Genomic DNA, 14432 nt, shown 5'->3' on the forward strand with positions numbered 1-14432 from the left:
GGAGCTATCGCCAAAACGGTTTACGGGGAGGGGCTCGGCGTGCCGGGGGACGGTGTGCCGAAGGGGGTTCCGGACGGTGATCCCGAGGGCGAGGGCTCCGCCGTCGGGTCCTCGGCGAGGTGGCGGCTGACCTCGGCGGTCGTCAGTCCGAGGCCGCCCAGGGTGATCTCGTCCCACGCCTGCATCCGGCGGGTCGTCCGGTCCAGATAGAGGACGGAGGCGCGCACCTTTTCCGGCTTCTCGTTCTGGACCGCGCGCAGGCCGCCGCCGCCGGTGGAGCCCTCGATCTTCAGGCGGGTGCCGTGCTTGAGGACCTCGGTGTGGCGGCGGTGGACGTGACCGGCCAGGACGAGGGGGACCGTTCCGTCGGTCTCGCGGGCGGCGACCGGGTTGTGGGCGACGGCGATGTCGACGGGTGTGCCCGCGGCTTCCTGGTCGCGCAGCGAGGAGGCGAGGCGGATGCCCGTCATCACTTCGGCGGGGTCGCCCTGTGCGACCACCGACCGGTCGGGGGTGAACTGCGGGTCGCCGCTGCCGGCGATGCGCAGCCCCGCCACGCTCACGGCTTCGCCGTCGTCGAGGACGTGCACGTTCTCGAGGTCTTCCAGGTACTCCTGCGTGGTGCGCGAGTCGTGGTTGCCGCGCACCCAGACGTACGGGGCGCCGAGGTCGGAGATCGGGTCGAGGAAGCCGTTCTCGGCGGCGGAGCCGTGGTCCATCGTGTCGCCGGAGTCGATGATCACGTCGATGTCGTACTGCTCGACGAGCGACGCGATGATGTGCCAGGCCGCCGGGTTGAGGTGGATGTCGGAGACGTGCAGGACCCGCATCGTGCCCGGGTCGGGCTGATAGGCGGGGAGCGTGGAGGTCGCCTCGTAGAGTTTGGTGACGTTGGTGACGAGTCGCGCCAACTCCTCCTGGTAGATGCCGAATTCGGTGACGATCGAGCGGGCGTTGCCGACGACGGACGGCGCGGACGTCAGCAGGCCGGAGAACTTGGGCTCCAGGACGGACTTCGGGTTCCAGGTGGCGTACGCGCTGACACCGGACGCCGCCAGCAGGGCCAGCGCCAGGCCGCCCGCCGCCAGTGCCCGGCGCGGGCGGCGGTAGACGGCGAGGCCGAGTGCGGTGGCTCCCGAGACGACGGCGACGCAGGACCGGAAGGCCAGCTCCGCGGTGCCGTCCCTCACGTCGTGGGTGATCTCGTCCTCGAGGCCGGAAATCAGTTCCGGACGTTCCACCAGGGCCTGGGAGCGGACCGGGTCCAGGCGGTCCACGTCGACGTCGAGACGCACCGGTGCGGTGTGCGAGTCGAGCTCCAGCGCGCCCAGCGGGGAAACGTTGATCTTCGTTCCGCCGTTCAGGGACGGCCGAAGCGTCATCGTCGTGTCCATGGGGCCGACCGGTGTACGGACGTTCCCGACGATCAGGAGCCCCAGCCAGGCGCCCACGAGCACGACGGCGGTCAGTCCCAGCGCCCGGACCCACGGCCGGGGGGCCGGGGCCAGGGCGGGGAGGGGGGTCGGGGAGGCGGGCGCGCCGCGTTTCCCGAGGCGGCGAAGGAGCCGGCGCAGTGCGGCGGGGATCGGCGGGGACGACGTGGGCGAGCGGTGCGGTTCCTGGGCTTGGCGGGCCATTGGTCCCGTATGCCCACACCGGCGGGCGGCCATGCCGGGGCGACCACCCGCACGGCGTACGTGACAATGGCCGGGTGCTGGAGATGACGCGCGAGGAGTTCGAGGAACTGGTCTCCGAGGCCCTGGACAGGATCCCGCCCGAACTGACGCGGCTGATGGACAACGTCGCCGTGTTCGTGGAGGACGAGCCGGCCTCGGACGACCCCGACCTGCTCGGCCTCTACGAGGGGACTCCGCTGACCGACCGCGGGGAGTGGTACGCGGGCGTGCTGCCCGACCGGATCACCATCTACCGGGGGCCGACGCTGCGGATGTGCGAGTCCCGCGAGGACGTCGTCGCGGAGACGGAGATCACCGTGGTGCACGAGATCGCGCACCACTTCGGGATCGACGACGAGCGGCTGCACGAGCTGGGGTACGGGTGAGATCCGGAGCGGACGCCGCCGGCGGCGCGGAGGCCATCGACCCGGACGTCGACCTCCATGTCCCCGCCCAGCGGGCCGAGACGGCCGGCGGGCGCAAGTGGCCCGTGCTCGCCGCGATTTCGGCGGGCGGCGCGGTCGGCGCCTGCGCGCGTTACGGGGCGACCCTGCTGTGGCCGACGCCCGAGGGCACGTTCCCGTGGGCGATCTTCTGGGTCAACGTGTCCGGCTGCGCGCTGATCGGGGTGCTCATGGTGCTCGTCAGCGAGAAGGGCCGGACGGCGCCGCCGCTGGTGCGGCCCTTCCTCGGGGTCGGCGTGCTCGGCGGGTTCACCACGTTCTCCACGTACGCCCACGACTTCTCCGGCCTGTTGGAACGCGAAGAGGCCGGCATCGCGCTCGCCTACGCGGGCGGCACGCTCGCCGGCGCGATGGGCGCGGTGTGGCTGGGCGCCTCGGCGACCAGGGCGGCGCTCGGCCGGACGGCGGCGTCGTGAACTGGCTGCTGGTGATGGTGGGCGCGGCCCTCGGCGCGCCGCTGCGGTACCTGACGGACCGTGCGGTGCAGGTCCGCCACGACTCGGTGTTCCCCTGGGGCACGTTCGTGGTGAACGCCGCGGGAAGCCTGCTGCTCGGCGCTGTGGCGGGTGCGGCGGTGTCCTCGCCGGCGTACACGCTGCTCGGCACCGGGCTGTGCGGGGCGTTGACGACCTATTCCACATTCTCGTACGAGACGCTGCGGCTGGCCGAGCGCGGATGGCGGTTCCTGGCCGCGGCGAACGTGGGCGCCTCGGTGCTGGTCGGGCTCGGATCGGTGTTCCTGGGGCTGGAGTTGGCGCGCGCCCTCACCGCGTGACCCTGCGAGCCGGCCCGCGCCGTGAGCGGGATCCCGGGCGTGTCCCTTGCGGGGTGACGGGAGTTGGGCAGGGAAACCCGCGTCCCCTGCACCGGAGGTGCCCCCGTGCGCCAGTTGTCAGCCCCCGGCCGTACGGCCGTCTGGATCGCCGCTTCCCTGGCGGTCCTGGCCTCGGCAGGCTGTATGAGCGTGAGCGACGACGGCGGCGGAGGAAAGCCCGCGCCGAGCTCGTCCGCGGAGCGGCGCGGGACGGGGGCGGAACCGGACGGCGGACATGTGCTCCCGGACGGACACGCCGGGCAGGCGGGCGGCGGGGACTCCTCCCGCGCCCCGGACGGGAAGGGCGGGAGCGCTTCGCCCTCCCCGAGCCGTTCGGCCTCCGCCGGTCCCGCGCCCTCCGCGGCCGGGCGGCAGCCCACCGAACCGAAGCCGGCCGCGCCCTCCGGGGACGCCGGGCCCTCCGCTTCCGCGCCGCAGCCGTCCATGCCGCCGGAGGAGTCGCCCGAGCCGCCGGTGGAGAGCCCTCCACCGCCGCCGGCGTCGCCGCAGCCGTCCGACCCGCCGAGCGCCTCGTCCGCGCCCGAGGTGCACGCCGGGGCGATGCGGAAGGTGCCGGCCGACGCGGAGGCCGAGCCCTCGGCATCACCGCAACCGCGCCCGGACGGGGCGGGCGGGCACGCCGCCTAGGGTCTTCGTCCGGCTCGGACCCCGGTGGTGTGCCGGGGGTCACTCGGCAGCGGTTTGCCTTCGGTGGGGGAGGGTGCGTATGGTGGTAGATCGTTTGATCCCATTGCCCGGCGCCGAAACAGAAGAGCGCCGCGTGGCGCGTACTCTCCCTAGCCGTGGCTGACCGCATCGAGGCGGTCGAATTGCGAATTCACGGAGTTTGGGCGCGTGCCGAGACTCCGGAAGGTTTCGCATTTCGCATGTCCACTTTCAGCACTGATCACGCCGTCATGCCCGAGAACGACGAGATTGTCGAGACGGTCGTCGTCGACGCCGCAGAGGCCGCAGAGGCCTCCGAGGAGCCGCAGACCACGTTCTCCGACCTCGGTCTCCCCGAGGGCGTCGTGCGCAAGCTCGCCCAGAACGGCGTGACCACGCCCTTCCCGATCCAGGCCGCGACCATCCCGGACGCCCTGGCCGGCAAGGACATCCTCGGCCGTGGCCGCACCGGCTCCGGCAAGACCCTCTCCTTCGGTCTGCCGACCCTGGCCACGCTGGCCGGCGGCCACACCGAGAAGAAGAAGCCCCGCGCGATCATCCTCACCCCGACCCGTGAGCTCGCGATGCAGGTCGCGGACGCGCTGCAGCCCTACGGCGACGTGCTCGGCCTCAAGATGAAGGTCGTCTGCGGCGGTACCTCCATGGGCAACCAGATCTACGCCCTCGAGCGCGGCGTCGACGTCCTCGTCGCCACCCCGGGCCGCCTGCGCGACATCATCAACCGCGGCGCCTGCTCCCTGGAGAACGTCCGGGTCGCAGTCCTCGACGAGGCCGACCAGATGTCCGACCTGGGCTTCCTGCCCGAGGTCACCGAGCTGCTCGACCAGATCCCGGCCGGCGGCCAGCGCATGCTCTTCTCCGCCACCATGGAGAACGAGATCAGCACGCTGGTCAAGCGCTACCTGACCGACCCGGTCACGCACGAGGTCGACAGCGCCCAGGGCAACGTCACGACCATGAGCCACCACGTGCTCGTCGTGAAGCCCAAGGACAAGGCGCCGGTCACGGCCGCCATCGCCGCCCGTAAGGGCCGCACGATCATCTTCGTCCGCACCCAGCTCGGCGCCGACCGCATCGCGGAGCAGCTGCGCGAGTCGGGCGTGAAGGCGGACGCGCTGCACGGCGGTATGACCCAGGGCGCCCGTACCCGCACGCTGGCCGACTTCAAGGAGGGCTACGTCAACGCGCTCGTCGCGACCGACGTCGCCGCCCGCGGTATCCACGTCGACGGCATCGACCTGGTCCTGAACGTGGACCCGGCCGGTGACCACAAGGACTACCTGCACCGCTCCGGCCGTACGGCCCGTGCCGGCAAGTCCGGTGTCGTCGTCTCGCTGTCGCTGCCGCACCAGCGCCGCCAGATCTTCCGCCTGATGGAGGACGCGGGCGTCGACGCCTCGCGTCACATCGTCGGCGGAGCGGGCGCGTTCGACCCGGAGGTCGCCGAGATCACCGGCGCCCGTTCGCTGACCGAGGTCCAGGCCGACTCCGCGAACAACGCCGCCAAGCAGGCCGAGCGCGAGGTCGTCGAACTGACCCGCCAGCTCGAGCGCGTCCAGCGCCGTGCGACCGAGCTGCGCGAGGAGGCCGACCGTCTGGTCGCCCGCGCCGCCCGTGAGCGTGGTGAGGACCCGGAGGCAGCGGTCGCCGAGGTGACCGAGGCCGCGGTGGCCGAGCTCGCCGCGGTGCCGGAGCAGGCCGAGCCGGTGCGCGACTCCCGTGACGAGCGTCCCTCGTCCGACCGCCGTGACGAGCGTGGCAACTTCCGCCGCGACGACCGTCGTGACGACCGCGGTGGCCGTTCCTTCGAGCGCCGTGACGACCGTGGCGGCGACCGCGGTGGTGACCGTGGCGGCTTCCGTCGTGACGACCGTGGTGGCCGTTCCTTCGAGCGTCGTGACGGTGACCGTGGCGGCTTCCGCCGGGACAACGACCGCGGTGGGGACCGTGGTGGCTTCCGTCGCGACGACCGTCGTGACGACCGCGGTGGCCGTACCTTCGAGCGCCGTGACGACCGCGGTGGCGACCGTGGCGGCTTCCGCCGCGAGGACGACCGTGGTGGCCGTTCCTTCGAGCGCCGTGACGGTGACCGTGGCGGCTTCCGCCGGGACAACGACCGCGGTGGCGACCGTGGTGGCTTCCGCCGCGACGACCGCCCCGCCGGTCACCGTGGCAGCGACCGTCCGTTCAACCGTGACCGCCGTGACGACCGCCCCTCGAGCGGCTTCCGTCCCGGTGCCGGCGACCGCCCGTACGGCCGCCGCGACGACCACCGCGGTGGCGCCGGTTCGAGCTCCGGCTCCTTCGGTGGCGGCCGCCGTGACGACAAGCCGCGCTGGAAGCGCAACGGCTGACGCTGTGTGACCTGCTGAAACAGGGCCCGTACGACACCTCGGTGGCGTACGGGCCCTGTCGCGTTGAACGGGTTCGAAAACCCCTTCCGTTGCTGGTGAGGCTGCTGTTAATGTCAGCCCACTTGCATGGGGGCGGGTGCGGCCCGGGGGGGCCTTCACACACTGCTGTTCCAGCACCGGCACCGCTGATTGCCCCATGCCTCTCTTATGCATCCCGGGGAGGGACCCGAGTGCCTCGAAGCGCTCTCGTACGCCGTTCCATCGCAGCCGTGGCCGCAGCGACCCTTGTCGCCGGCGTCGGCCCCTTCGCGCTCACGGCCACCGCGGCCGAGGGCGACGGAGTCGTCTTTCCGGCGGCCGCCGCGTCACAGCCGCGGACCGTCGTCCCGCTCGTCGCGGGCCCCACCGGCTACCTGCGCTACGAGCAGGGCGTCGGACATTTCTGGAGCACCTATGCCGGTGTCTCCACGCCGATCTCCGTGGAAGAGGAGGGGCCAGAGGCCGACGGCACGTACGGTGCCGGTCTCGACGGCTTCGCCACGTACTTGGCCGACTGGACACCGCGGTCGGACTCGGTCCGGCTGGTGAACATGGCCACGGACAGCGTCAGCTACCTCGACATCCCGAGCGGTCACCGGTACGTCGGTGCCTTCGGTTCCACGGTCGTCACCTTCACCCAGGAGACGGCGACCGCCCCGCGCGCGTGGCACCTGCTCCGGCTGGTGAACGGCTCGGTGCAGGACACACCCGTGACCGGCTGGCCGGAGGGCGCGCTGCCGCCCGCCAAGGCGGTGACCGGGGGCGCGGACGGCGTCCTCGTCACGTACGAGGTGGGTGGCGTCCCCCGCTCCGGCTGGGTCGATCTGGCCTCGGCACAGGTCCGCCCCCTCCCCGCCGACGCGACCGCTCGGCCGGTGTCCACCGTTCACGGCCCGACCGAGGTCGTGGAGTGGGCGAAGGACGGCAAGGCGCGGTTCTACGCCAAGGGGGGCGCCGACGCGTCGGGGCCGCTCGCCCTGACCGCCACGGCCGATCTCCCGTACAACGAGGGCGATGTGCTGCTCGGCGTCGTCGGCGACCGGCTGATCGTCGGCCGCGCCTCCGGCCAGGCGTCCTCCGCCCCGTACCGCGTGGTCTCCGTGCCGCGCACGGGCGGGGACGAGACCACGCTCTTCGCCCACGGGCGGGGACAGGTGATGGCGGCTCCGGACGGTGGGCTGCTGCTCGTCGCCGGTACGGCCGCCGACGCGCTGGGCGTCCAGCGGCTCCGGGCGGAGGGGGACGGGACGACCGCGGCCGAGCTGGCGGACGTCACCCCGCTCACCTCGAAGCCGAGGTCGCTCAGTTTCAGCCATGGCCGGCTCCATTCCCTCGAGCGGATGCCGGACGAGACCAACTCCTACCGTTCGCGGACGGTTTCGGTCACGGGTGAGCTGACGGCCGGAGCGACGCAGGAGCACGGTGACTTCGGCTTCCCGCTCGAAGAGTGCACCGACTCGAACGGCTGTCCGGAACCCATGGCCACCGGCGACGGACGCATGGTCGTCCAGCCGCCCTACGGGTCGGACCTCCCGGCCCTGGTGGTGGAGCCGGGCGGGACCTCGGGGCGCGTCCTCAGCGACGAACTCGAGAACGTCCGGATCAATGACGTCTCCGGGCGTTACGCGATCGGCAGCGGACGGACCGGGACGGGCGAGTGGGTGTCCAACACCGCCTTCGATCTGGACACGGGCAAGCGACTCGCCACGTTCGAGGTTCCGTTCGACCACGACCTGTACGGCGACACTCTGTGGACACAGGGCGCGGTGAACGGAACGGTCGTCGGCTACGACGTCCGCACCGGCGCCGTGAAGCGCACGGTGGATCTCGGAACCGGCTGCCGGGCGGAGTTCCTCAAGGTCACGGCCCACTGGCTGAGCTGGAGCTGCGCCGGCATCCCCGACAGGGGCGGCATCTACGACCTGGACAAGAACACCAACCTGGACTACACCGAGCCGTTCTCGCAGCTCGGCGACGGCTACGTCGTCCAAACCCATGGCCGGGAGGTGCGGGTCACCGACGTCCGCGGTCCCGAGCCGGTCCTCAAGGCGACCTACCTGACCAGCGACTACAACTACGAGTCCGGCCTGTACGCCGTCGACACCGCCGCCGGCCGCGTCGCCTACCAGGAGAACGCCGCCGGTGACATCCGGGTGGCCGATCTCGGGATCCCGGCCTCGCCGCTGGCCCGTATCGATGCCGACGTGGCGACGGGCGCGGACCTGAAGGCCGGGGCGTGGAAGCCGCGTTGGTGGCTGTCGAAGCCTGCCGGGTCGTGGCAGCTGACGCTGACGAGCAGGACGACCGGCGCGGTGGTCCGGACCCTGTCAGGGGGCGAGGCGCGCGGCGTGGTGGGCCCGGTGTGGGACGGCAAGGACACGGCGGGCAGGTTCGTCGGGAACGGCGCGTACACGTGGGCGCTGAGCGTGAAGCCGGCCGACGGCCAGGGCGCGGACCTGACGGCGGCGGGCGCGGTGTCCGTGACCGGCGCCGGGGCGGTCCGGCGGGATCTGGTCGGCGACGACGGTGCCGGCGATCTGCTGGTGATGGATTCGGCGGGTCTGGTGTCGCTGTACAAGGGCACGGGCTCGGGTGGTCTGTCGGCGCGGATCGCCGGGTCGGGTGGCGTGTTCCCGACGTCGTCGGTGCCGGTGCCGTTCGGTGACGTGAACGGGGACCGCTGCAACGACGTCCTGGTGCGGGTCGGCGATCAGCTGCGTGCGTACCGGCCGGGCTGCGGCAGGATCGTGTCCGCGTCGTCCCCGTACACGCTGATCGGCACCGGGTGGGGGCAGTACGACGTGCTGACCTCCCCTGGAGACGTGAACGGCGACGGGTACCAGGACCTGGTGGCGCGTCAGGCGTCGACCGGCGACATGTACTTCTACGCGGGGACGGCCGATCACCGGCTCAAGAGCCGGGTGAAGATCGGCACGAACTGGAAGACGTACACGAAGATCACCGGGGTCGGCGACCTGAACGGTGACGGCCACGGTGACCTGCTGGGCATCGACTCGGCGGGTGCGCTGTGGCGGTACTACGGCACCGCATCGGGTGCCGTGACGCCGCGCGTGAAGCTGGCGACGGGCTGGGGCGGCTACACCTCGGTGGTCGGAGTGGGCGACATCAGCGGTGACGGGAAGCCGGAGCTCGTGGGTCGTACGGGTGACGGCCGGCTGTACCGGCACAGCGCGACGGGGACCGGCACGCTGGCGGCCCGGGTGGTGATCGGCACGGGCGGCTGGCAGGCGTTCAAGGGCCTGTACTGACGTGCTTTTGCCGCGGCCCGGGACGACCGGGCCGCGGCGGGACCGGGCCGGTGTCGGATACCCGATCGGTTCCGGGGATCTCTTTGGTTATGCTCAGGGGTGTTGCGCCGAGGGCCGTTAGCTCAATTGGCAGAGCAGCGGACTTTTAATCCGTTGGTTGTGGGTTCGAGTCCCACACGGCCTACCACTCAGCCCCAGGTCAGGAAGGTTCTGGCCTGGGGCTGATCTTGTTCGTGGCCCGAGCGGGCGGCCCCGGCCCCCGGGGGCGGGCCCGCAGGCACCCCTGATACCCGCGCACACTGGAATCAGGAGGTGTACCCATGGCTCTCGAAGACGACTGCGACCACACGACCGGGATCCAGCACGACATCACCAGGACGGAGGACGAGGAGCTCGGGGCGAAGCGGTACCTCTGTGGCAAGTGCGGGCACGAGTACACGGTTCCGCGGCAGGACACCGCGACCGAGGACCCCGGCGACCGGCCGGCGGGGTAGCGGCGTACACCGGAGCGATGATCGCGCCGCTCCCCGTGGGCGCCCGCACCGCCTGTCCGGTCGGCGGCCGCGCGGGCCGGACGCTCAGCCGCGTCGTCGGCAGCAGAGGAAGACCTGTTCCTCCGGCGGCACGTCGCTGATCGCCGGGGCGTAGGTGTACGAGGACTCCTCGAGGATCTCGAAGTCCTGCTCGACGACCTTGCGCAGCTCCTCGCGGAGGTAGCCGGACACCCGGATGCTCTTTCCGAGGAACGGGATCGCGCGGTTGTCCATGTCCGCCTCCACCATCGAGAGCACGAACAGGCCGCCGGGGACCAGCAGATGGCGGACGGTCCGCAGCGCCTCGGGGATCTCGGCGCGGGGGAGCATGAGCAGGGAGAAGAAGGCCGTGACCGCGTCGAAGCGGCCGAGGTCCGCGGCGCCGTCCGGCCGGAGGTCCGCGATGTCGAGCTGGTGGAACTCCCCCTCCGGCACGTTCTCCTGGGCGAGTCTCACCATCTCCTTCGACAGGTCGACGCCCACCACCTGGAACCCGGCGTCCGCCAGCCGGCGCGCGGTCGGAACTCCGGTGCCGCAGCCCAGGTCCAGCACCCGCGCCCCCGTGGACAGTGCCCCGGCCAGCCAATCGCCGGCGGAGACCTGGCCCTCCTTGTGCGGGAAGGCGTCGTCGTAGCTGTCGCCGATGGCGTCGAAGGCTTCTGCCTGCTCCCTGCGATCGGGCCTCATGCCCTCGTAGTCGGCGTCGCTTTTCCCGTTTGTCACGAAAGTACCTTTCGGAGGCCGCCTTGGGTGTCCCATAATCACCCCGCCGCTGCCCGATGTCAGGCGGATGTGCATCGCAGGCCGCTCGATTCGGGCGCTCGGCGGCAGAGCGGGGGTGGCCCGGGATTCCGGGGCCGCGCGCGGAACGGGACCCCAAATACGACTCTCAAATGCGTGTTTGTTAGCGTCACCTCGTGCGACTGACCAAGTTCACCGATCTGGCGCTTCGCGCCGTCATGCGCCTCGCCGTCTTGGAGCAGGGCGGGCCCCTGACGACCCGCGAGGTGGCGGAGGAGATGAACGTCCCGTACGCGCACATGGCCAAGGCGATCGCCCGGCTCCAGCACCTCGGAGTCCTGGAAGCCCGGCGAGGGCGCGGCGGGGGCCTCGAGCTGACCGTGCTCGGCCGCCGGGCGTCCGTCGGCTGGCTGGTGCGGGAGCTGGAGGGGGAAGGGGAAGTGGTCGCCTGTGAGGGCGATGCACCGTGCCCCCTGCGCGGGGCCTGCCGGCTGCGGCGGGCGCTGCGGGACGCGCAGGAGGCCTTTCACGCCACCCTGGACCCGCTGACGGTGGCGGATCTGGTGGCTTCGCCCGCCGGGCCGGTCCTGGTCGGGCTCTCGGGTCGCCGCACCGGATGAAATCAGTTTGAAGCCGTGCCCCCGAGGGGGTCGAGAACGACGGCTTTTAATGCGCCGATGACATACCAATTAAGGAGTAGTCGTGCTCTCCGAGCAGTCCGTACCGGTCGTCCGTGCCACCCTCCCCGTCGTCGGAGCCGCCATCGGTGACATCACCGAGCTGTTCTACCGCAAGCTGTTCGACGACCGGCCCGAGCTGCTGCGTGACTTCTTCAACCGGGGCAACCAGGCGACCGGCGAGCAGAAGCAGGCGCTGGCCGGCTCCATCGCCGCCTTCGCGGGCATGCTGCTCGAGCGGCCCGAGGAGCGGCCGGACGCGATGCTGGCGCGGATCGCCAACAAGCACGCCTCCCTGGGTGTCACCTCCGAGCAGTACAAGCTCGTGCACCAGCATCTGTTCGCGGCGATTACGGAGGTCCTGGGCGACGCCGTCACCCCTGAGGTCGCCGCCGCCTGGGACGAGGTCTACTGGCTGATGGCCAACGCCCTGACCGCCGTGGAAGCCCGCCTCTATCAGGAGGCCGGCACCGCCGACGGTGAGGTGTGGCGCGGCATGGAGATCGTCGAGCGGCGCGAAGAGACGCCGGACGTGGTCTCGTTCCTCCTCCAGCCGGACGACGGATCTCCCGCCGGGGCCTTCAGGCCCGGGCAGTACGTCAGTGTCCAGGCCGAACTCCCCGACGGAGCACGGCAGATACGTCAGTACAGCCTCTCCACGGCCCCCGGCCGGCCGCACTGGCGCATCACCGTCAAGCGGGTGCGGGGCGCGGCCGGTCCGCAGGGCGAGGTCTCCTCGTGGCTGCACGGGACCGCGCGGGTGGGGGACCGGCTGACCGTGTCGGTGCCCTTCGGCGATCTGGTGCTGGATGACGGCGAGGGCCCGCTGCTGCTGGCCTCCGCCGGTATCGGCAGCACGCCGATGCTCGCCATGCTCGGGCACCTCGCCGCCACCGGCTCCGCCCGCCCGGTCGTCGTGGTGCATGCCGACCGCGACCCGGCCGACCACGCCCACCGCGAGGAGCTGCGCCGCCTCGTCGACGCCCTCCCGTCGGCGTCCCTCCACCTCTGGTACGAGACCGGCGGCGACGCGGATGCGGCGACCGGGCAGGTGGACATCGGCGCACTGGACCTCCCGGAGGGGCTCACGGCCTGTCTGTGCGGGCCGTTGCCCTTCATGCGTGCCGTGCGGGGTGACCTGCTGCGCCGGGGAGTGCCCGCCGCGGCCGTCCACTACGAGGTGTTCGGACCCGATCTCTGGCTCGGGCAGGAGTAGCCGCCGACGGCAGTTTTTTCCGGCCTCCCCCCGGCGCACCTCGTAATTGGTAAGGATCTTGCTCCGCATGGCGTAAGGTTGTGTTCACCGACGCGGGGTGGAGCAGCTCGGTAGCTCGCTGGGCTCATAACCCAGAGGTCGCAGGTTCAAATCCTGTCCCCGCTACTGATGACACCGGCCCGGTGGTCGATCGAGAAGATCGACCACCGGGCCGGTGGCTTTTCCGGCAGTGCAACGCCCGTCGCCCGGTCGGGCGACGGGAAGTCGCCCCGCGGCGCGTCGGCGTCCAGCCTGAGGTGGGCGCGGTACTGTCCGCAGCCGTCAGCGGACCCGGTAGGACCCGGCAGGAGACCACCTTTGGGCCAGGAGTGGCGAGATCAGGGCGGCGCCAGAAGGGCCCCGTGGTTCGTCCGCGTGCTGCCCATGGCGATGATCGTCGGTGGGGTCGTCTTCGACGTTCTGACCCCTCCCCGGTTCACCGCCGTACCCCTCTATGCCGCCGCCCCGCTCGTCGCGGCCCCCGTCCTTACGTGGATGGCGACCCTGCTGACCGGGCTCGCGGCGCTCCTGGCCCTGAGTGTGCTGCATGCCGTCAACCGGAGCTTCTGGCAGATCACGGTCCTCACCGAGACGACCACGGTGGTCACCGTCGTCGTTCTCGCGCTGTTCATCAACACCCTCGTGCGGCGCAGCGGTCAGCGGCTCGCCTCCGCCCGGGTGATCGCGGAGACGGCGCAGCGTGCCGTACTGCCCGCGCCTGCCGACCGGATCGGTGGTCTGCACATCGCGGCCCGGTACGAGGCGGCGCAGGCGGGCGCGTTCATCGGCGGTGACCTGTTCGCGGTGCAGGACACCCCGCACGGCGTACGCCTCCTCGTCGGCGACGTACGGGGCAAGGGGCTGGGGGCGGTGGGGACGGTGGCGGTGCTCATCGGCGCCTTCCGCGAGGCAGCGGAGCAGGAGCGCTCGCTGGAGGGCGTGGCGCAGCGGCTGGAGCGGGCCCTCAAGCGGGAGGGCACCAGACGGGAGGGGCTGGACGCCGTCGAGGGGTTCACCACCGCCGTACTGGGCGAGATCCCGCGCGGCAAGGCCCTGGTGCGGCTGGTGAACAGGGGCCATCCCGAACCCCTGGTGCTCCGGGCCGACGGGGCGCTGGACGTCCTTGCGCCGGCGCAGCCCGCGCTGCCGCTGGGGATGGGTGACCTGGCGGCGTGGCCGGACCGGGCGGACGAGTACCCGCTGCCCGACGGGGCGACGCTGCTGCTCTACACGGACGGGGTGACGGAGGCGCGGGACACCCGCGGTGTCTTCTACGACCCGGTGGAACGGCTCGCCGGGCGTCTCTTCCCGGGGCCGGGGGAGCTGCTGGACGCGCTGGTCGACGACGTGCGCCGGTACACCGGCGGCGGTTCGAGCGACGACATGGCGCTGCTGGCGGTCGGCAGGCCGGCGGAAGGGCAGCCGGAGTGGCGCAGGACGGTGCCGGTGGTTCCCCCGGAGCCGGGCGGCCGCGGCGGATCCGGGTGACGGCCTCGGCCTGATATCGGTGCAGGCCCGGCCGGATGCGGGCTGTGCGCACGCTCCGTAGTCGAAGAGCAGCCGTGCGCATAACATTTGATACACCATCAGAATTGTGACCGCCGCTGACGTTTGATCAACTCGCCCGGTTCCGGACGTTTCTGTCCGGGTAAGTACCGGCCGAAGTCGTTAATGATCACCCGGAACAGCTTGGAATCCGGCACCGCCGTCTATTAACGTTCGATAACGCAGTGCGGTCGTCCCAGCCGTCGCAGAGGCGGCGCCGTGCGCACGTGCCGAATCCCGTAAGGGAACCGGGGAACCACCAATTGGGGTGAATCGGTCACCCTTCGCCGCTCAGTCCGCGGTCGAGGGCGCCCGTAGGAGACCTTCCTGCTCCGAACCCGTCAGCTAACCCGGTAGGCGAGAAGGAAGGAAAGGAGT

Annotated in this window: 12 protein-coding genes, 2 tRNA genes and 1 riboswitch; of the genes, 12 read left to right on the forward strand and 2 right to left on the reverse strand. The window is 71.6% G+C overall.

The features are described 5' to 3' along the window. Positions 1–20 precede the first annotated feature (20 nt). Complete coding sequence (locus SPRI_RS19530; RefSeq protein ID WP_053557130.1) at positions 21–1637, reverse strand: metallophosphoesterase family protein; 1617 nt, start codon at positions 1635–1637, stop codon at positions 21–23. A gap of 74 nt (positions 1638–1711) precedes the next feature. Between SPRI_RS19530 and SPRI_RS19535 the strand changes: the two genes are divergently transcribed. From SPRI_RS19535 to SPRI_RS38515, 8 genes are all read left to right on the forward strand, one after another. Continuing rightward, positions 1712–2062, forward strand: a complete 351-nt coding sequence (locus tag SPRI_RS19535) for a metallopeptidase family protein (RefSeq protein WP_037774286.1) — start codon at positions 1712–1714, stop codon at positions 2060–2062. Next, positions 2059–2556, forward strand: a complete 498-nt coding sequence (locus SPRI_RS19540; protein ID WP_005315362.1) for a fluoride efflux transporter FluC — start codon at positions 2059–2061, stop codon at positions 2554–2556. Before SPRI_RS19535 ends, SPRI_RS19540 begins: the two co-directional genes overlap by 4 nt. Continuing rightward, on the forward strand, positions 2553–2915 hold the full coding sequence (locus SPRI_RS19545; protein ID WP_053557131.1) for a fluoride efflux transporter FluC: 363 nt from the start codon (positions 2553–2555) through the stop codon (positions 2913–2915). The genes SPRI_RS19540 and SPRI_RS19545 overlap by 4 nt, the downstream gene beginning before the upstream one ends. A gap of 105 nt (positions 2916–3020) precedes the next feature. Further along, complete coding sequence (locus tag SPRI_RS19550; protein WP_053557132.1) at positions 3021–3602, forward strand: hypothetical protein; 582 nt, start codon at positions 3021–3023, stop codon at positions 3600–3602. Positions 3603–3841: 239 nt separating this feature from the next. After that, complete coding sequence (locus SPRI_RS19555) at positions 3842–5995, forward strand: DEAD/DEAH box helicase (protein WP_053557133.1); 2154 nt, start codon at positions 3842–3844, stop codon at positions 5993–5995. A gap of 269 nt (positions 5996–6264) precedes the next feature. Then, positions 6265–9303 carry an FG-GAP-like repeat-containing protein gene (locus SPRI_RS19560; RefSeq protein ID WP_005315370.1) on the forward strand — a complete coding sequence of 1013 codons (3039 nt, stop codon included), beginning with the start codon at positions 6265–6267 and terminating at the stop codon, positions 9301–9303. Positions 9304–9414: 111 nt separating this feature from the next. Then, positions 9415–9490, forward strand: a tRNA-Lys gene (locus tag SPRI_RS19565). A gap of 133 nt (positions 9491–9623) precedes the next feature. After that, positions 9624–9797: a hypothetical protein gene (locus SPRI_RS38515; RefSeq protein WP_005315372.1), complete on the forward strand. Its 174-nt coding sequence runs from the start codon at positions 9624–9626 to the stop codon at positions 9795–9797. An 84-nt stretch (positions 9798–9881) separates the two neighbouring features. On the opposite strand, the gene SPRI_RS19570 is transcribed toward SPRI_RS38515, so the two are convergent. Next, positions 9882–10559: a class I SAM-dependent DNA methyltransferase gene (locus tag SPRI_RS19570; RefSeq protein ID WP_005315373.1), complete on the reverse strand. Its 678-nt coding sequence runs from the start codon at positions 10557–10559 to the stop codon at positions 9882–9884. Between the two features lie 194 nt (positions 10560–10753). On the opposite strand from SPRI_RS19570, the gene SPRI_RS19575 reads away from it, so the two are divergent. From SPRI_RS19575 to SPRI_RS19590, 4 genes are all read left to right on the forward strand, one after another. After that, entirely contained in the window at positions 10754–11197 is a 444-nt protein-coding gene (locus SPRI_RS19575; protein ID WP_005315374.1) for an RrF2 family transcriptional regulator, read from the forward strand. Positions 11198–11279: 82 nt separating this feature from the next. Next, positions 11280–12470 carry a globin domain-containing protein gene (locus tag SPRI_RS19580; RefSeq protein WP_053557134.1) on the forward strand — a complete coding sequence of 397 codons (1191 nt, stop codon included), beginning with the start codon at positions 11280–11282 and terminating at the stop codon, positions 12468–12470. A 91-nt stretch (positions 12471–12561) separates the two neighbouring features. Continuing rightward, positions 12562–12635: transfer RNA gene (locus SPRI_RS19585), tRNA-Met, on the forward strand. Positions 12636–12827: 192 nt separating this feature from the next. After that, positions 12828–13997 (forward strand): PP2C family protein-serine/threonine phosphatase, encoded by a 1170-nt coding sequence (locus SPRI_RS19590; RefSeq protein ID WP_005315378.1) that lies wholly within the window; start codon positions 12828–12830, stop codon positions 13995–13997. Between the two features lie 275 nt (positions 13998–14272). Continuing rightward, positions 14273–14429, forward strand: a riboswitch (cyclic di-AMP (ydaO/yuaA leader). The last annotated feature ends 3 nt before the right edge of the window (positions 14430–14432 follow it).

Source organism: Streptomyces pristinaespiralis (assembly GCF_001278075.1).
Lineage (GTDB): Bacteria > Actinomycetota > Actinomycetes > Streptomycetales > Streptomycetaceae > Streptomyces > Streptomyces pristinaespiralis.

Coding starts and splice junctions, on each gene's coding strand:
- SPRI_RS19530 (WP_053557130.1), bottom strand. CDS start 1,637: ATGGCCCGCCAAGCCCAGGAACCGCACCGCTCGCCCACGTCGTCCCCG.
- SPRI_RS19555 (WP_053557133.1), top strand. CDS start 3,842: ATGTCCACTTTCAGCACTGATCACGCCGTCATGCCCGAGAACGACGAG.
- SPRI_RS38515 (WP_005315372.1), top strand. CDS start 9,624: ATGGCTCTCGAAGACGACTGCGACCACACGACCGGGATCCAGCACGAC.